The 18,205-nt window shown below is 46.1% G+C and carries 17 protein-coding genes and 1 riboswitch; of the genes, 7 read left to right on the forward strand and 10 right to left on the reverse strand.

Translation table 11 applies throughout. The features are described 5' to 3' along the window. Positions 1-35: 35 nt before the first annotated feature. The 6 genes from BUB28_RS17380 to BUB28_RS08425 all read right to left on the reverse strand — a co-directional run bounded on the left by BUB28_RS17380 (position 36) and on the right by BUB28_RS08425 (position 7,503). A complete protein-coding gene (locus BUB28_RS17380; RefSeq protein ID WP_242939961.1) occupies positions 36-1,922 on the reverse strand; it encodes a dockerin type I repeat-containing protein in 1,887 nt (628 codons plus the stop codon). A 10-nt stretch (positions 1,923-1,932) separates the two neighbouring features. Further along, the gene (locus BUB28_RS08405) at positions 1,933-2,274 is read right to left on the reverse strand and encodes a phenylpyruvate tautomerase MIF-related protein (RefSeq protein WP_072950574.1); all 342 of its coding nucleotides are present in this window, start codon (positions 2,272-2,274) and stop codon (positions 1,933-1,935) included. An 80-nt stretch (positions 2,275-2,354) separates the two neighbouring features. Then, positions 2,355-3,635 carry a methionine gamma-lyase family protein gene (locus tag BUB28_RS08410; RefSeq protein ID WP_072950576.1) on the reverse strand — a complete coding sequence of 427 codons (1,281 nt, stop codon included), beginning with the start codon at positions 3,633-3,635 and terminating at the stop codon, positions 2,355-2,357. Between the two features lie 154 nt (positions 3,636-3,789). After that, a complete protein-coding gene (gene hflX / locus BUB28_RS08415) occupies positions 3,790-5,037 on the reverse strand; it encodes a GTPase HflX (RefSeq protein ID WP_072950577.1) in 1,248 nt (415 codons plus the stop codon). A 13-nt stretch (positions 5,038-5,050) separates the two neighbouring features. Next, positions 5,051-5,359: a GIY-YIG nuclease family protein gene (locus tag BUB28_RS08420; protein WP_072950579.1), complete on the reverse strand. Its 309-nt coding sequence runs from the start codon at positions 5,357-5,359 to the stop codon at positions 5,051-5,053. Positions 5,360-5,364: 5 nt separating this feature from the next. Continuing rightward, the gene (locus BUB28_RS08425; protein ID WP_242939963.1) at positions 5,365-7,503 is read right to left on the reverse strand and encodes a hypothetical protein; all 2,139 of its coding nucleotides are present in this window, start codon (positions 7,501-7,503) and stop codon (positions 5,365-5,367) included. Positions 7,504-7,564: 61 nt separating this feature from the next. On the opposite strand from BUB28_RS08425, the gene BUB28_RS17385 reads away from it, so the two are divergent. After that, on the forward strand, positions 7,565-7,723 hold the full coding sequence (locus tag BUB28_RS17385; protein ID WP_242939964.1) for a hypothetical protein: 159 nt from the start codon (positions 7,565-7,567) through the stop codon (positions 7,721-7,723). Positions 7,724-7,777: 54 nt separating this feature from the next. Here the strand turns inward: BUB28_RS17385 and tgt are convergent, their stop codons facing one another. The 3 genes from tgt to queA form a co-directional block, all read right to left on the reverse strand. Beyond that, complete coding sequence (gene tgt, locus BUB28_RS08430) at positions 7,778-8,908, reverse strand: tRNA guanosine(34) transglycosylase Tgt (RefSeq protein WP_072950580.1); 1,131 nt, start codon at positions 8,906-8,908, stop codon at positions 7,778-7,780. A 71-nt stretch (positions 8,909-8,979) separates the two neighbouring features. Further along, a complete protein-coding gene (locus BUB28_RS08435) occupies positions 8,980-9,357 on the reverse strand; it encodes a hypothetical protein (protein WP_072950582.1) in 378 nt (125 codons plus the stop codon). A 21-nt stretch (positions 9,358-9,378) separates the two neighbouring features. Next, on the reverse strand, positions 9,379-10,410 hold the full coding sequence (queA, locus tag BUB28_RS08440) for a tRNA preQ1(34) S-adenosylmethionine ribosyltransferase-isomerase QueA (protein WP_072950584.1): 1,032 nt from the start codon (positions 10,408-10,410) through the stop codon (positions 9,379-9,381). 221 nt (positions 10,411-10,631) lie between these two features. Next, positions 10,632-10,803: riboswitch (Lysine riboswitch) on the forward strand. Positions 10,804-10,904: 101 nt separating this feature from the next. Between queA and asd the strand changes: the two genes are divergently transcribed. From asd to BUB28_RS08470, 6 genes are all read left to right on the forward strand, one after another. Continuing rightward, a complete protein-coding gene (asd, locus tag BUB28_RS08445; protein WP_072950586.1) occupies positions 10,905-11,984 on the forward strand; it encodes an aspartate-semialdehyde dehydrogenase in 1,080 nt (359 codons plus the stop codon). Positions 11,985-12,245: 261 nt separating this feature from the next. Next, positions 12,246-13,136 carry a 4-hydroxy-tetrahydrodipicolinate synthase gene (gene dapA, locus BUB28_RS08450; RefSeq protein ID WP_072950587.1) on the forward strand — a complete coding sequence of 297 codons (891 nt, stop codon included), beginning with the start codon at positions 12,246-12,248 and terminating at the stop codon, positions 13,134-13,136. Between the two features lie 143 nt (positions 13,137-13,279). Beyond that, on the forward strand, positions 13,280-14,029 hold the full coding sequence (dapB, locus tag BUB28_RS08455) for a 4-hydroxy-tetrahydrodipicolinate reductase (RefSeq protein ID WP_072950589.1): 750 nt from the start codon (positions 13,280-13,282) through the stop codon (positions 14,027-14,029). Between the two features lie 191 nt (positions 14,030-14,220). Further along, the gene (locus tag BUB28_RS08460; protein ID WP_072950591.1) at positions 14,221-14,784 is read left to right on the forward strand and encodes a GNAT family N-acetyltransferase; all 564 of its coding nucleotides are present in this window, start codon (positions 14,221-14,223) and stop codon (positions 14,782-14,784) included. A 2-nt stretch (positions 14,785-14,786) separates the two neighbouring features. Beyond that, positions 14,787-15,188, forward strand: a complete 402-nt coding sequence (locus BUB28_RS08465) for a PaaI family thioesterase (RefSeq protein WP_072950593.1) — start codon at positions 14,787-14,789, stop codon at positions 15,186-15,188. Between the two features lie 24 nt (positions 15,189-15,212). After that, complete coding sequence (locus tag BUB28_RS08470; protein ID WP_072950594.1) at positions 15,213-15,590, forward strand: hypothetical protein; 378 nt, start codon at positions 15,213-15,215, stop codon at positions 15,588-15,590. A 54-nt stretch (positions 15,591-15,644) separates the two neighbouring features. On the opposite strand, the gene BUB28_RS08475 is transcribed toward BUB28_RS08470, so the two are convergent. After that, positions 15,645-17,555 carry a GGDEF domain-containing protein gene (locus BUB28_RS08475; RefSeq protein WP_072950596.1) on the reverse strand — a complete coding sequence of 637 codons (1,911 nt, stop codon included), beginning with the start codon at positions 17,553-17,555 and terminating at the stop codon, positions 15,645-15,647. Positions 17,556-18,205 lie beyond the last annotated feature (650 nt).

An 18,205-nucleotide genomic window follows, 5' to 3' on the forward strand; every position in this document is an offset into this window, starting at 1 on the left:
GTATCTTTGGTCAGATACTATGGCTGTTTGTTTTTTTACTTAGGGTCGAGACTTGTTATCTTGTGGAGCAGATACTCCTGTATGCGCAGTGCGTCATTTGATGTAAGTCCCTGACTTGAAAGGTCGACATCGGCGTTTTTGAGTCCTGCTGTGGTGATGTGGTCGGCAGAAGTGCCTTTTTCACCGTATTTGTTCGGGTTGGCAAGTGACTGCATGATAAGTACGATATCCGACATATCTACAGTGCCGTCGCAGTTTGCATCGCCGTATACTGCTTGGTAAGGCGAGACCTTGATAGTGTATGTGCTTATCATTGTCTCTGTATCAACTGCACAGTCGATATCCTCCTCGGTGAAGCTGTATTTGCCATCTGCTGATCTGAACTTGCCGAAGGAATAGGATTTTGAACTCTTTGGTATAGCAGGTACGAAAACGAACGGATTGTACTTTGAGGTCTTTATCTCGTATATGGTGTCTGACTCGTGGCCATCATCGAATACGACAGTAAGTGCGGCTGTAAAGTCACCGTTGTTTATGAGCTTGCCTGTAGCCTTGTCTACAACATAGACTATGCATGAGCCTGTGGATATCTGGGGCTCGGCTCTTTTTGTGAGCTTGATAGTGTAGTTTATGGTGTGATTTGCAGCATCTTTTTCTACAACAACGTCATCTGCATTGTAGGTATAGTATATATGATGACTCATGCTGCGTATTTCAAGGTCATAATCCGTTACGTTTACTAAGTTGCTCGGAGTGAGAGTAACAGGATTTTCGCTTTCGGTGTTGAAGGTGGTTATGTTTGCACGCTTCTCGCCTGTGTTGTATGTCATATTCCATGCGATCATGAAGCTTGCATCGTCTACGGGTTCGCCTGTTTCCTTATCCACTACCTTCATAACGTATTTGTTCTGCGCAGAAGGTGTCGGGACAGTTGTGGTGGTCGTAGTAGTGGTGTTGATAGTCGTAGTTGTGGAAGTAGTAGTGGCAGGTTCCTGCTTTTCAACTATGGGAGCCATGCTCGGTTCTGTGTCGCCCCACCAGTCCCAGCGGTCGGCAGTACGGTATTTGTCCATTTGTCCCTGGGCAGATGTCCATGTGAACACATTATCGTAGAGGTGACCCTCGTTGTAGTAGAACTGTGCCATTGAGCATATCTCATCAGCGTAGGTCTCATATGCGCCTGAGTCGGTAGCCATTGTACACCAGCCTGTGTTGAAGCCCTTCAGGCTGTTCCTTATGACCTGATAGCCGTGCATTTTTTCCTGATTTATGCATATCTCTGCAAAGTGGAGTATCTTTCTGATACCCATATGATTTGAAATGATGCAGTCATAGAAATTCTGCTCTGTAAATGAATACTGGTACATTTCAGGGACATTGTCCTCGGGCATGAATTTCGGGTCGCAGTCCTTGAAGGCAGTAACGGCAGTTTGCAGAGTACCGTAGGCGTGGGCGGAGTTTACTCCCCAGCCGTCCTCATAGGCGGTCTCGTGGTCTGAGCCTATCTTGCCCTCGCCGAGAGTGGATTCTCTTGAACCAAGTCCTAAGAAGAGCGCGTACATCTTTTCACGGTCAGGCTGTCCAAGACGGGTGGAGATAAGATCCCAGTGCTCGTCTATCTCCTTGTAGAGTGCATACTTGACCTCCTGAACTGTCATCTTGTGGTTGATAGCACGTATCTCTGCGGCAGAAGCGTCCGCAGGAGTATTTCTTTCGCCGAAATTTAAAGGGTTGCCTACGCCTTCTTTCTGCACGTCCCTTGAAGTGTCGTGCAGGGGATCGCAGGTCTCTCCTGCGAAGTACCATGCATCAGCAGCAGAAGCGTTGAACACGGGTGTGCGGTCGTCTGCTATCGTGGGTACACAAGCGGCTGTACAGATCGCAAATGCAGTAAGTAAGCCGCATATCCTCTTTAATTTCATTTATATCACCTCAGAAATTAGAACCGTTCCAGCCCCAGTCATTGGTACTTGTGTACTTTACGTAGACACGGTCTGACGGTATGCCGATATTGTCTGTGAGTATGCCTGTGATATGGCTTGTGAGGGTGGTAAGAGCGTTTGAAGAAGCACTGCCGAAGATGGATACCTCTACCATAGCGGCAGGAGCGTCCTCGCCCTTGAACCAGAGGTCGTACTCAGGCTCTATGCCTACCATGAGCCAGCCCTCGGACTTTCCGGGAATAGCTGTGATAGCGCGTCCCATAGCGGATTTGATGCTTGTTTTCTGTTCATCGGAAACAGAAACGTTTGTCTTGACATTAATGAATGGCATGATAATTCCTCCTCATTGTTATTTTAGTCTTCAGCCCTTAGCTATTAACCGTGAAGTCGCTTCCTAAGGGCTAATGGCTTTTATATGTTTATAAGTCCCTCAGAGAGCATTTCCTGTGCGGCAAGCATTACGCCCAGTCTGCCGCTGGTAAAGGTTATACCGCCCTGCATCCAGACTGCATATGGTTCACGGAGTGGTGCATCGGCTGAAAGCTCGATAGAAGCACCGTTTGTAAATGCGCCTGCTGCCATGATGACCTGACTTGAATATCCGGGCATATCCCACGGCTCGGGAGTAACGAAGGAGTCTATGGGAGCTCCCTTCTGTATTCCGCGGCAGAATGAGCAGAGATGCTTCTCGTCGCCAAGCTTTACAGCAGTGATTATATCTCCGCGGGGCTCGTCCTTGCTTGGTGAGCACTCAAAGCCGAGAAGTGTGAAAAGCTCGCTTGCAAAGGTGCAGGTCTTTATGGCGTTGGCAACTACATCGGGAGCGAAGAAAAGTCCCAGAAGCATTTCGCGGTTCATGCCGAGAGTACAGCCTACCTCCTTGCCCATGCCCACACAGGTAAGACGATAGGAACAGAGCTCCACAAGGTCTGCACGTCCTGCGATATATCCGCCTGTACGGGCAATGCCGCCGCCTGCGTTCTTGATAAGTGAGCCGATGATAACGTCAGCTCCTACAGAAACAGGTTCACGCTCCTCAACGAATTCGCCGTAGCAGTTATCCACCATTACGATAATATCGGGATTGCCCTTCTTAGCGGCATTTGCCATTTTTTCGATATCGGCAATGGTGAAGGCTCCGCGGAGAGAATAGCCGCGTGAACGCTGTATGTAAGCTACTTTAGCGCCCTTTACGGCTTCGGTTATCTCGTCGAGCTTGGGAGTACCGTCGTCGTTGAGGTCTACCTGACCGTATTCAACGCCGTAGTCCATGAGAGAGCCCTTTCCCTTTCTGCCGCAGATGCCGATGACCTCTTCAAGAGTGTCATATGGCTTGCCTGTAATGGAGACTATCTTGTCACCTGTTCTGAGTACGCCGAAAAGAGCTACAGACAGAGCGTGTGTGCCCGAAACAAAGTTGAAGCGCACAAGAGCGTCCTCTGCTCCGAGAGCCTGCGCGAATACCTTGTCTATGACCTCGCGTCCCATATCTCCGTAGCCGTAGCCTGTAGAGCCATAGAAGCAGGGCTCGCTGACCTTGTTGTCGGAGAAGGCTTTAAGTACCTTTGCTCCGCAGTATTCAGCGTTAGCGTCTATTCTTTTGAAAGCTTCGGCACAGTTCTTTTCAGCCTGTGCGGCAAGCTCGGTGAGCTTGCTGTCGAAGCCGTATATCTCGTTTATCTTATTGTTCATGTTTTATCCTTTCCTTTGTAGGGTGAGTTCACGGACATCAGCCTGCCTATATTGAATATTATTTCACGGGGCGATGCAGGCGGCGTTCCCTACTATTCCTTTAAATTATATCGTTTTTTCTCGCTTGTGTCAACGCATTTTCGCTGAAAAGTCCTCAGACCTTATAACTTTCTGCTTCCTTGATGAGCTTTACATCAATGAGTGCGTCGATGAGAGTGCCGTTTTCGGCGTATTCCTCGGAGAATATCTTGCCGTCCTGTCTTATTCTGCCTATAAATCCGCCCTTATCATAGGGAACAAGAAGCTTCATGCGCTTTGCGGTCTCGGGGAGATTTTTCATAATACATTCGAGGAGCTTGTCGAAGCCTGTCTGCTCCTTTGCGCTTATCATTACTGTATTATCGTCCTCGAATACCGTATCAGTGAATGGTGCGGCATCAGCCTTGTTCATAACGTATATCTGCGGTATGCCTTCGCAGCCCAGCTCCGTGAGCAGCTTTGAGGTGACCTCTGCCTGTTCCTTTATTTCGGGTGAGGATAGGTCCTGCACATTGAGGATAATATCCGCAGCCGCAGCTTCTTCAAGTGTTGACTTGAAGGCTTCTACAAGATTATGTGGCAAACGTCTGATAAGTCCGACTGTATCTATCAGCATTACGCTTCTTCCGTCGGGGAGCTCGATAGAGCGGGAGGTTATATCGAGAGTGGCGAAAAGCTTGTTTTCGGCAAGTACTCCTGCATCTGTCAGGGCGTTGAGCAATGTGGATTTTCCTACGTTGGTATATCCCACTATAGCCGCACAGAGTACGCCGTCCTTTTTGCGGCGTGAACGGGAGAAATTACGGTGCTTTTTCAGTTCCTCAAGCTCGGCTTCGAGGTAGCTTATACGCTTGCGGATATGTCTCTTGTCGGTTTCAAGCTTAGTCTCACCAGGACCTCTTGTACCGATACCGCCGCCAAGTCTTGAAAGGGCAGTACCCATACCTGTAAGGCGTGGGAGACGGTATTTCTGCTGTGCAAGCTCTACCTGCAATTTACCCTCTTTTGTCCTTGCTCGCTGAGCAAAGATATCAAGGATAAGGGTAGTTCGGTCAATAACGCGGACATCAAGTATCTGCTCGATATTTCTTACCTGTACGCCTGTGAGCTCGTGGTCGAATATGACAAGCTCCGCTTCGAGAGTGTCAAGCTGCTCCTTTAGCTCTTCAAGCCTTCCTGCGCCCATACAGGTAGCAGGGTCATAGGCGGGGCGCTTTTGTATTATAGTTCCCACAACATCGGCATTTGCCGTTGCAGCAAGCTCTGCCAGCTCATTTATGGAGACCTCTGCATCGAATTCGCCTGTGTCAACACAGGCAAGCACAGTTTTTACGGGAAGGTCCTCGGTCTTGTTTTCGTACATATATTACTCCTTGTCAGATAGTCTCGCGGCTGTAGAGCTCGGTATATTCAGTACCAAAAAGCTCTCCCAAGCAGCTGTTATCGGCAATAAGCTTCAGCTTCTGTGCTTTGGAGAGCTGCTTTATTCGGTATTCGAGCTTTGAAGCGAGACTGCGGTTTTCACAGCTCCATATAGCTTCAAGAGAGACTGCTCTGTGTGAACGGGTGTATTTCGCGCATTTTTCCGTTCTGCCGAAATGCTCGTTCATGCGGCGTTCCACATCGGTGGTTATGCCCGTATAGAGCAGGTCTCCCTCACATTTTATCATATAGACATAGTACATCTTTATTATACCCAGAATGCGAACATTCTCTGTACTTCATAAGCCATTTCGGGGAATTCTCTGTTATAGATGTCAAATCGGAATGCCTGATTGAATTCCTGTACACCTGCTACTACAAGCCCCCACATTACCGAGAACCACATAAAGGCAGATATGAGCTTTTTCTTGGTGGGATCGGTAATTCTGCTGTAGAAGAAGAATATGATAGTGTATGCGCCGAGCAGGGACTGCCATGCGAAATCCACCATATAGCGCACTGCGTAGCCGCTTTCCCATACCGAGGCAACGATGCCGAATGGTATGAACAGGCATGGTATAGCGATATAGGCTGCTGAGAGAAGCTTTGCCCGTCTGCCGCCGTGGACCATTTTTACAGCCCTGCCCGAAAGCAGATATACGAACATAGGCAGCGCAAGGAAGAAAAGTCCCGAGGTATTGGCTGTGGAATTAAGGTCAGCGTAGAAATAACCGCCTGCGTTCATAAACTGGAACTCAGTGCCGATTATGGGGTAATATGTCTTGAAAACAGGTGGATTCAAGAAGTAGTTGTAAAGAGCTGTCCATGAAAGACGGGGGTGGAACTGAGTTTTTGTGAAGTCGTTGATAGTGAGCGAATACTGTATGCCGAATTCAAAAGGTGAGCCGAAACGGTCGTAGTTGTACCACATCTGTGCAAGACCTATGCAAGCCATAGGAACTATCGCGCAAAGCAGATAGCGGACTCCCGAGGACGTAAAAAGCTTCTTTTCAGACTTTTTCTTTGCTGCTGACATACGCGGCAGAGCAAGCACCATGAACAGTGCGGCTGTGATACAGTAAAGTACAAGAGTAGGACGGCAGAGAACTGCTATTGCGAACAGAAGTGATGCAATGGCTGTTCTGCTGAGTATGGGCTTTTCTGTACCTATTATGTTTGCTGAGAACAGGAAATATACCGCCCATGTAAGGGTTGCGAAGCCTGCGGACATTGCCACTTCGTAGAAAAGAGGTCTGCCGATGCTGAACCATACTCCGCTGACGGTCTGAATGAGGATAAGTCCTGCTATTGCTATTCCTGTGGGAGTTTTGGGGAAGAACCTTTTCAGGAATTCCTTGTAGAGTCTGGTAAGTCCTATCATGCCTATAATGGCGAACAGGAGAACTGCTATGGAGTCGGGGAAGAAATATCCCGTCAGCAGGTGATAAGGCAGGAACACCAGTATAACAGGCGCTATGCCGTAATAGCTGTAGTAATGTTCGTTGAAGTAAACATGATCCCACTGATAGCGGATATGTGCTTCGTCAAGAGCGTCACTGTTATATGGGGTAGGGAAGTTATTGAGTTCGTCCACAGGCTCTGTGAGCAGGCGGGTGCTGCCGTGCTCGAAGGCTTCGACAAGCTCCTGAGTCATCTGATTTCCCGAGGGACGCTTCATAATATCTGTGATAGATGTGTTGTCGAGCTTAGTGAAAGTTATGAGTACAGCTGCAAGACAGGCGATATCGGTTATGATAACGCAGGCAAGGCGGAATATCTTCTTGTTTTTGGTGAAGCTGTACTGCATGGTCTTGCTCTTCATCATAAGCTGCCAGAAGCAGGCTGCAAACACGATAAGGAATATCCTTGCCCATGAGATGCTCATAGGTATCTGCTGATTGAAGGTTATGCCCTTTATGTATACCATGCCCTCGTCAAGCGGAGATACTGTGAGTTTAAGGTTGCTCACATCACCTGAGAGGTGGAGCTGTATGTAATGTGAATGGGGTTTGCCCTTGACAAGAGTACCCTCGGCTATCATCTGTCGGTAGTCGGTAGTTCTTGTCTCGTCCATTGCGTCGATAGATACATTGGCAGCCTTCGTGTTCTTGCCGAAGTCTATATCTACGAAAACATCTGCCACCTCTTCATTTATGCCTTTAAAGGTGAAGGTGGTGGAGCGGTCGCCGATAACGGCTATATCGTCCTCGGCAGGACGGTAATCCACATTGCTGTTCACTGAAAGCTCCTGAGCGGAAAAGCTCATTTCACCGTAGCTTCCGAACCACAGGCGGAATGTTGGGATATTGAAGATAGTTGCTTCCAGCACAACAGCTATGAGGAGAGCCTTTACAGCAGTAACAGCTGTATGGTATCTGCGCTTTTTATTTAATGTGCATATCAGCATGGACAAGCCTGCGGCTCCGCCAAGCATGAGAAAAGCGCCCTTGTATTCGCGTATCTTTATTATGCCGAAAGCTTCGGCTGCTGCTATAAAAACGAGAAGAACAGCAATGCAGCGGGCTGTACCGCGTAGACTTTTTGCTTATCTTGCTGTTTCCGTTTATGTCGCACTTTGCCTCATTAAGAAAAACTGCGGTCACAGCGACAGAGACCGCAAACATTAAAACAAACAGGAATGTATTCATATAAACTCCGTATTATGGCGTTATGCCGTGATATTATATTCTTGTTGCAAGAAGCTCTGAATATTTTCCGCGGAACTGCTCGAAGCGGTCCTCGTCAATGGCTTCTCTGATCTTTTCGGTAAGTGTATTATAGAAATAAAGGTTGTGCTGAACTGCAAGTCTGCCTGCAAGCTGTTCGTTAGCCTTGAACAGGTGGCGTACATAGGCACGGCTGAAATTGCGGCAGGTCGGGCAGTCGCACTGTTCGTCAATGGGACGGGGGTCAGTTTCATAGCACTTGTTGGTAAGGTGCATGATACCGCTCCATGTGAATACAGTTGCGTGACGGGCGTTTCGGCTGGGCATTACGCAGTCGAACATATCGACTCCACGCGCAACGGCTTCAATTATATTTGAAGGAGTTCCTACGCCCATAAGGTAGCGTGGCTTGTTCACCGGCATATACGGCTCTACTACGTCGATTATGCGGTACATCTCCTCGGTCTCTTCGCCTACGGCAAGACCTCCGATAGCATAGCCGTCAAGGTCGAGCTTTGCGATGTCCTCCATGTGCTTTATGCGCAGGTCATCGAAGGTTGAGCCCTGATTTATGCCGAAGAGCATCTGGTGCTTGTTAATGGTATCGGGGAGACTGTTCAGGCGAGCCATTTCCTCCTTGCAGCGTATGAGCCAGCGCGTCGTGCGCTCGATCGACTCCGCAACATACTTGTACGGTGAGGGATTTTCGATACATTCATCAAATGCCATAGCGATAGTTGAGGCAAGGTTGGACTGTATCTGCATACTCTCCTCGGGACCCATGAATATGCGGTGTCCGTCTATATGTGAGGCGAAATAAACGCCCTCCTCCTTTATTTTTCGCAGCTGGGCAAGGGAAAAGACCTGAAATCCGCCGCTGTCGGTAAGTATCGGCTTATCCCAGTTCATAAACTTGTGCAGACCACCCATTTGCTTTACCACATGGTCGCCTGGGCGAAGATGCAGGTGGTAGGTGTTGCAGAGCTCTACCTGCGTTTTCAGTCCCTTCAGGTCAACTGAGGATATGCCGCCCTTTATGGCTGCGGCAGTACCTACATTCATAAAGCAGGGGGTCTGGAAGGTGCCGTGAACGGTCTCAAATGTACCGCGGCGGGCTTTTTTATCGGTTTTAAGAAGTGTGAACATAGTCGCTCCTTTAATTAAATTCGTAATTCAGAATTCCGCATTAATAGATTAAAGTTCAGCATGGCTGGATTTTAATCTAAGTCAAATTCCTTGCCTCCGTCGGGATTTCTGTTTTCGCGTCTGCCGTAGAAGCCGATAAGCTCGGACTTTGAGTTCCTTACGGCAAGAATGTACATATCCATATTGTTATGCTTGTCGTGGAGTGCGAACACCTTGTTATTCTTCTTGTCCTCCTTGAACCACTCAACGCTCATTACTACCTTGCTCATCATTTCTTCATCAAGATAGGTCTCAAGAAGCTTTCCTGTAAGTGGTGAAGCAGGAGCGTAATATCTCTCAGCAGCAGGATTTTCATATATGATCCTGTAATCCATGTTGCATATAACGATAGGTCCTTCCTCTGAATCAATGATTCCCTTGAAAAAATCAAAAAGTTCTAAATCAGCCATTTTTTTCTCCTTAACAATATTTTATAATATACACATACTGTCGCCGAAGCTGAAAAATCTGTATTTTTCTTCGACCGCTGTCTTGTAAGCTGTCATTGTATTTTCATATCCCATGAAAGCGGATACAAGCATGATAAGAGTGCTTTCGGGAAGATGAAAGTTGGTAATGAGTCCGTCTATGCACTTGAACTCGTAGGACGGGTAGATAAATATGTCGGTATAGCCCTCATGCTCGGAAATATTGCCGTAAAAGCTTGCAACGCTTTCAAGTGTGCGGCAGGTGGTGGTTCCGACGGCGATAACTCGTCCGCCCTTAGCCTTGGTCTCGTTTATGAGGTCGGCAGTCTCTTTCGGAATGTAGTAATGCTCGCTGTGCATCTTGTGGTCAAGGACATTATCCTCCTTGACGGGACGGAATGTACCCAGACCTACGTGAAGAGTTACGAAAGCAGTCTTTATTCCGCGTGAACGGATATCGTCCAGCATCTCGGGAGTGAAATGCAGACCTGCGGTAGGTGCGGCAGCAGAACCCAGTTCCTTTGAGTATACGGTCTGGTAGCGTTCGCGGTTTTCGAGCTTTTCCTTTATGTACGGCGGAAGGGGCATCTGTCCCACATCTTCAAGGGCTGTGAAGAAATTGCCCTCGCACTCGAACTGTACGATGCGGTTGCCGTCGTCCTTTACTTCAATTACCTCTGCGACCAGTCGTCCACCGCCGAATGAAAAGCGTGTGCCCACCTTGGCTTTCTTTCCTGGACGGCAGATTATTTCCCAGCGTTTGTCTCCCTTCTGTTCCAGCAGCAGGAATTCGATAAAGGTCTGGTTGCCTATCTTTTCACCGTAAAGCCTTGCAGGGATAACTCGTGAATCGTTCATTACCAGCAGGTCACCTTCTTTGAGGTGATCGCATAGATTATAGAAGTGGTCGTGAGTTATTGCTCCCGTTTTTCGGTCAACACACATCATGCGGGATGCATTTCTCGGCTCTATGGGAGTCTGTGCGATAAGCTCCTCGGGGAGCTCGTAATAAAAATCGGATTTAAGAAGTTCCATTAATATCTCCTTCTGTTTAGCCGTTAGCCTTTAGCTGTTAGCCATTAGGAAGCGGCTTTGCCGCTTTTACTCGGACGCACACTGTGCGCCCCTGCAATAAGCTGACGGCTCATGGCTAAAGGCTAAGGGCTGAAATCATAATTTTGCACTGCAAAAATATGATTTGGCAAATAAAATTTCAAGAATGTATTGACAATAGCTGATTTACGTGCTATTATAGTAAACAAGGTAGAGGCGCGGCTGCGAAAAGTACCTGTACACGGGACGACCGGTCCAATGGTGTTCAGCGAAAGGCAATGCCGCCGAAGAGCTGTCTTTGGTAAATTCAGCTCTGGCTGCACACTAAACAGGTTTGCAGCTGTCATCATGCTTTGATGGAGAGCTATCGGCATATTTTGTTTCTGATATGTCAACATTTCTATTATAACGCATGATGAGCCGGTTTGCAACCGGTTTTTGTTTTTTTATGCAAATTTTTTTAAGGAGAGCTCAGTATGAAACAGTATAACGTAGGTATTATAGGCGCAACAGGCATGGTAGGACAGAGATTTGCAACTCTGCTGGAGAACCACCCCTGGTTCAATGTAAAGGTGCTTGCTGCTTCACCAAGAAGTGCAGGTCAGACATATGAACAGGCAGCAGGTAAACGCTGGAAGATGGCAGTTCCTATGCCGGCTGCAATGAAGGACATGGTCCTCATGGACGCAACAAATGATATCGAGAAGATTGCAGGCATGGTTGATTTCTGCTTCTGTGCCGTTGATATGAAGAAGGACGAGATAAAGGCTCTCGAAGAGGCTTACGCTAAGGCTGAGTGTCCTATCGTTTCAAATAACTCCGCTCACAGATTTACACCTGATGTTCCTATGGTAGTGCCTGAGATAAATCCCGAGCACATCGAGATCATCAAGGCTCAGCGCGAGCGTCTCGGCACAAAGAGAGGCTTTATCGCTGTTAAGTCAAACTGCTCTATCCAGAGCTATGTTCCCGCACTCCACCCACTCAGAAAGTTCGGTCTGAAGAACGTTCTGGCTTGTACTTATCAGGCAATATCAGGCGCAGGCAAGAACTTCGAGACATGGCCTGAAATGGTTGATAACCTTATCCCGTTCATCGGCGGTGAAGAGGAGAAGTCAGAGCAGGAGCCGCTCAAGGTTTGGGGCGAGATCAAGGGCAACGAGATCGTAAAGGCTACAGCTCCGAACATCACAACACAGTGTCTCCGTGTGCCTGTTTCTGACGGACATACAGCTGCTGTATTCGTAACATTTGAGAATAAGCCTTCCAAGGAAGAGATCCTCAAACTCTGGGCTGACTTCAAGGGCGTTCCTCAGGAGCTTCAGCTCCCAAGCGCTCCAAAGCAGTTCATTCACTACTTTGAGGAGGATAACCGTCCGCAGGCTAAGCTTGACAGAAATCTTGAAGGCGGTATGGCTGTATCAACAGGTCGTCTGCGTGAGGATTCACAGTACGATTACAAGTTCGTATGCCTTTCACATAATACACTCAGAGGTGCAGCAGGCGGCGGCGTGCTTCTTGCTGAACTCCTTGCAGCAAAGGGATACTTCGACTAAGCAGGGAGCCCCCGCGGGCTTCCGCGTTGACGCTTACGGCAACGAATATATTTGTAGGGGCGGATATTATCCGCCCGAGAAAAAAGTCAAGTAGGGGAGGGCGCCCTCGCCCTCCCGCAATACAACAACAGCAACCTTTCGGGAGCCCGAGGGCGGGCTCCCCTACAGTTCAATACTCAAAATTTGTAACATAATGGGCGAATGCATATAATTACGCATTATGCATTATGAATTATGAATTAGACGAAAGGATTTGAGTCTATGAAGAACACTATTTTTACCGGTGCAGCTATTGCTATCATTACACCAATGAATGCTGACGGTTCTATTAATTATGATGAGCTCGGTCGTATCATCGACGACCAGATCGCTAAGGGCACTGATGCTATCGTTATCTGCGGTACTACAGGTGAGTCCGCCACTATGACAGACGACGAGCACCGCGACTGCATCAAGTTCGCTGTAAAGCACGTTGCAGGCAGAGTTCCTGTTATTGCAGGTGCAGGCAGCAATGATACACATTATGCTGTTGAGCTTTCCAAGGAGGCAGAGGCAGCAGGCGCAGATGCTCTTCTCCACGTTACTCCTTATTATAATAAGGCTACACAGAAGGGTCTCGTTGCTCACTTTACAGCTATCGCAGATGCTGTAAATATCCCGATAATCCTTTACAATGTTCCAAGCAGAACAGGCTGCGGATTTGACGTTGCTACTGTAAAGGAACTCGCAAAGCACAAGAATATCGCTGCTATCAAGGAAGCAAGCGGCAATATCAGCTATGTTGCAAAGCTTGCAGCTGCCTGCGGTGATGATATCGACATCTACAGCGGCAACGATGATATGGTTGTTCCTGTAATGTCTCTCGGCGGAAAGGGAGTTATCTCTGTTGCTTCCCATGTTATTCCGAAGGAAATGCATGATATGGTTCAGCTCTGCCTCGACAACAACTTTGCAGAGGCTATGAAGCTCCAGTTAAAGTATCTTGATATCATCAATGACCTGTTCATTGAGGTAAATCCTATCCCTGTAAAGGAAGCTATGAACATGGTGGGCTGGAACGCAGGTCCATGTCGTCTGCCTCTCTGCGAGATGACAGAGGAGCACAATGCTAAGCTCAGAGCTACTCTTGCAAAGCACGGACTTATTAAGTAATTAGGAATTAAGAATGCGAAATTCGGAATTAATGTGTCCCTGACGGGACGGATTTAAAACTTTTTTCTATGTCAGCGCAAGCTGACACTAATAATTCCGAATTCCTAATTCCGCATTCCGAATTAAAATAAAGGAGAGTTAAAATGACTAATATAGCTATTTGCGGTGCTAACGGCAAAATGGGCAAGAATATCTATAACTGCGCTTCAGAGCGTGAGGACTGCAAGGTGGTTGCAGGTATTGATATCTACACCAAGGAGTATGCGGATTTTCCTATCGTTGAGACTCCTGCACAGCTTCCCGTAAAGCCCGATGTTATAATTGATTTCTCAAATCCTGCTTCACTTGACGGACTTCTGGAATACTGCTTCTCTACAGGAACTCCTTTAGTAATAGGTGCAACAGGCTACAGCGATGAGCAGATCGCAAAGATAAAGGCAGCTGCACAGCAGATACCCGTTTTCTTCACATTCAATATGTCTCTCGGCATCAATCTCCTTGTAGAGCTTGCTAAAAAGGCTGCTGCCGTACTGGGAGACCAGTTCGATATAGAAATAGTTGAAAAGCATCATAATCAGAAGATAGACGCTCCGAGCGGTACAGCCATAATGCTTGCAAACGCTATCAATGAGACTCTTGACAATTCAAAGCACTACGTTTACGACCGTCACTCACGCCGTCAGAAGCGTGAAAAGTCCGAGATAGGTATGCACGCTATCCGCGGCGGCACTATCGTAGGTGAGCATGATGTTATATTTGCAGGAAATGATGAGGTCATCACACTTTCACATTCTGCTGCTTCAAAGACTGTATTTGCAGCAGGTGCTGTAAATGCGGCTGTGTTCCTAAAGGATCAGAAGCCCGGTCTTTATGATATGTCAAAGCTTGTATAAGACACAATTCCCCCTGATATAGCTGCTATGTCAGGGGAGTTTTATTTAATTCTGAATTAGGAATGCGAAATTCGGAATTATTTATAAAACATCGGAAATATGATATCAGGATTAAAATAATATGAGAAGAAATGGTGATATTATATTATTTTGTATAAATAACTGCTTAAAGATGTATGAAAGGAGAAAATATGCTTACACACATAGGTACACAGACTATTGAGACAGAAAGACTAATACTCAGACCGTTTGAATATTCGGACTGCGATGCAGTCTTTAAGAACTGGGCAAGCGACGAGAAGGTGCAGAAAATGTACTCCGAGCCCACATATCACACAAAAGAGGAGGTAAACGGACTCCTTGACAAGTATATCGGCAATTATTCCCGTGAGGATTACTATCGCTGGGCAGTCATCGACAAGGAGTGCGGCGAATGTATCGGTCAGATAGCGTATTTTCTCGTTGACAGCAAGAACCACTTCGCAGAGATAGAGTACTGTATAGGTGCGGAGTTTCAGTGCAGGGGCTATTGCACGGAGGCTGCTAAGGCTGTTATTGCCTTTGGTTTTGAAAAGATGAATCTGCATAAGGTGCAGATATGCTGTAAAACTATAAATGAACCATCAAGGAAAGTTATCGAGAAGTGCGGTTTTACCTATGAGGGCACTCTCAGGGACTATTTCTTTATGGACGGGCAGTACGTTGGAAGAAATTATTTCTCGATACTGCGAGATGAATACGAAAGCAGGAGATAATTATGGTTGATGAAGAAACACTGAAAAAGGTACGCGAAGTATTCTGCGGAGATCATTTTGCTACGGAAATGGGCGCGGTCGTTGATGAAATAGACGATCACTACGCAAAATGCAGTCTTGTGCTCAATGACCACCACAAAAACGCTGTAGGCGGTATTATGGGCGGAGTTTATTTCACACTTGCGGATTTTGCCTTTGCTGTGGCTTCAAACTGGCAGAAGCCCGGAGTTGTTGGCGTGAACTGCGACGCTTCGTTTATAGGAGTGCCCAAAACACAGCGCATAACCGCGGAGGCTAAGCTTATAAAGGACGGCAGGAGCCTTTGCTGCTATAATGTGGATATACGTGACGAGCTGGGAAATCCCGTGGCTGCGGTGCAGTGTATGGGATTCAGGAAAGCGTAAACAGGTTTTGCGGAGTATGATATAATGTATAAATATATGCGTATTCAAGGCAGGGATAATTCCTATGTAACGAAGTATCCCAAAGGCGTATTCGGTCTGTGCTGGAATTTGATAAAAGCAAAGGTAATGACCGAGGAAGAGGAAAAGCTGTTTATTTCCATTGATGAATGGTTCAAGGAAAATCTTCCCGAACCCGAATCGTGTAAAAATCACGAAATGGTCATTACGTTCTTCAAATGTGAAAGCACCGAACATATGGTAAATAAGCTGGCTCCTGCTGTAGCTCTGCTGGATAAATATAATATCCCTTATGATGTTGTGTATACCAACTTTGTAGGTACGATAGTATATGAAGATGAGTGGCAGGTGGCGGTTTCTGTCAAGGACGGAAAAATGGTGTGAAAAAATAAAAAAGTCTCTTTATTTCAGTTAATGCTGAATAAAGAGACTTTATTTTTATGATTTCTCGGAAATACGCGCTTTTTTCTTTTGTTTTTTTATGGCGTACATTTTGTCATCGGCTTTGTCGATAACATCGTAAAGCGATTCGTTATCCTCGTTTGAGGTGAGAATACTTCCGATACTTGCAGATATGGTATAGGGCTTTTTCACTATACTGTTGATATTATCAAGAGCTGCAACAAAACGCCTTTCAAGGTCGTCGGCGTAGTCCTCCTCCGCATTGGCTGTGAAAATAACGAATTCATCTCCGCCGAAACGGGCGCATATGCTCCTTGTTCCGCTGCACTTGCGGATAATTGCGGCAAGCCGCTGTATAGCGAAATCGCCTTCATTATGACCGTAGTTGTCGTTGATGTATTTAAGTCCGTCCATATCTATGAAGCTTATCATTACTTTTTTATGGTGAGCTATGCACTCCTTGTACATATCCTCGGCAATATTAAAGAAGCCGTTGCGGTTGTAGATATTGCAGAGGGGGTCGATGACATAAAGTCGGTTGAGCTCGTCCATAGCCTTGTTGAGGTGGCAGAGCTTGCGGATATTTTCAAGAGAATTGCTTAAATTCATGGAAAATGTATGGCACAGCAGACTTGAGATAGGGAAGTCGCTGTTTTTGATTATGTAATATCCGAGACATCTCTCGCTGAAATGCAGGGGCAGGAAATAGTTTATCTCGAAGCCGTCACCGAAGCTCTCGGGGAACATTTCATTGCTTAAAAAAAGATCAATGCTTCTTCGTTCACCTTTGTCCCAGATAATAGGAGCAGTCATATACTGCGAATACAGGCTCTTGTTTGAAATGTCGGTAGTTGACGAGTAAGCCTCCTGCCAGTCCTCGACAAGGCAAAGGCAGAACTTTTCAAGATTGAGGTCGTTCATGCATTTTCCCACCACATCAAATGTCGAAGCAGTGGTTTCTGCGCCTGCCAGCTCGGCGGCAAGTCTGTTGAGGGTATGGATATTATTGTTTGTGGCTTCCATACGGTTGTATGTGCGCTTTTTGTATGTTTTAAGATCGTCGGCAGTCTCATCGGTGCAGCCGCAGCTTTCGGAAAAGACAGGCGATGATTTGAGAATAGTATGGTGAGGCTGCTTATTTCCGTAGAGAAGATTTACAAGGATATCGCAGGCTTTATATCCTGCCTCCAGAAGGGGACGGTTTACGGTAGTAAGTGCAGGGAAAGCGTTACGGGCGTTGAAGGTGTTGTCGAAGCCTGTTACGATAACGTCGTCAGGCACCTTATATCCGTATTTTTCCAGCGATGAAACTACAGTAAGAGCCATGCTGTCGTTGGCGCATATAAAAGCGTCTGGGAGAGAAAGTCCTGACTTCATAAATTCGTCGATAGCTTCCTTGCCGTCGTGACTGCGGAAATTTCCGTAATAAATGCGGTTTTCGTCGATCTCTACGTTGCTTTCGTTCATTGCCTCGCAGAAAGCGTCAAATCTTGAACGCGCCTCGGGATTGGCAAGAGGACCTGTTATGCAGTTTATTACTTTTGCATGGTGATGCTTTATGATATGGTTGACGAGCTCCTTCATTACCGAGAAGTTATCGATGCATATATCGTAAAAATCAGGGTTATCGGTAGGCTCAAAGACCACAGTAGGCTTATGAGCTGCACTTATCCTGCTGATAAGGCTGCTGCGTATCTCGGGATCACCGAAGGTGTTCAGCATCAGCAGTATGCCGTCAAATCTGGAATAATCAATAACATCGTATATGCTGTATTCGCCGAGATCAAATCTTCTGCTGTTGACAAGTCCGCCGAATGCAGCGAAATAAGACACGCTAAGCTGATTCTCTTCAGCCGATCTGTTTATACCGCGGATAATGTTGTTTTGATACTCTTCATCAAGAGCAGAAACAACAACTGCGATCTTTTTTGTTTTCCCAAAATCCATATTATCCCCTCGTCAGAAAAATAAGTTTACATATACACTATTATAGTATATACGTATTCAAAAATAAAGGTTTTGAGAAATTTTTCGGTGAATTATACATTAAGAAGGAACGTCCTTTGTGCAACTTTGAAGGAAATTTTATTGATGTAAAACTGTAAAATGGTAAAATGATAATATTGCACTTGAAATTTGGATAATTTTTTGCTGACCATTTTTTTAATGACACATCAAAAATGCTGTTGGACAATTTGTAAAAAGCAGGCAAACAATATTAAAATTATTTTGTGCGTGTCTTATAATACCAAAAGGTAAAGATAGTGCTATAAACTTGTAAAAATGAGTAATATTTTGTCGTGAAAATACCATGCGTAAAGTGCGATTTTACGCTATTTGCGGACGGCCGAAAGATAATCGTAATAGAGTGTATAAAAATTCGCAGCTTTTACCAACTAAAATGTACAAAAACAGCAAAAAATGAGCAAGCAAAATAATTGTTAGCAAATTTTGACTTGAATAGTTCACAGAAATGTAATAAAATGATAGCAGAAGCTGAGGAGAAGGAGGGACGCAGAAACAGAATTAGTGTTTTTTGTGCTTTTTCTTAGCTAAAACGAAAAGATATCATTTATATTAATCACAAATGAAAGTGA

The sequence above is a fragment of the Ruminococcus flavefaciens genome (assembly GCF_900143025.1).
In the GTDB taxonomy this organism is placed as follows: Bacteria; Bacillota; Clostridia; order Oscillospirales; family Ruminococcaceae; genus Ruminococcus; species Ruminococcus flavefaciens_I.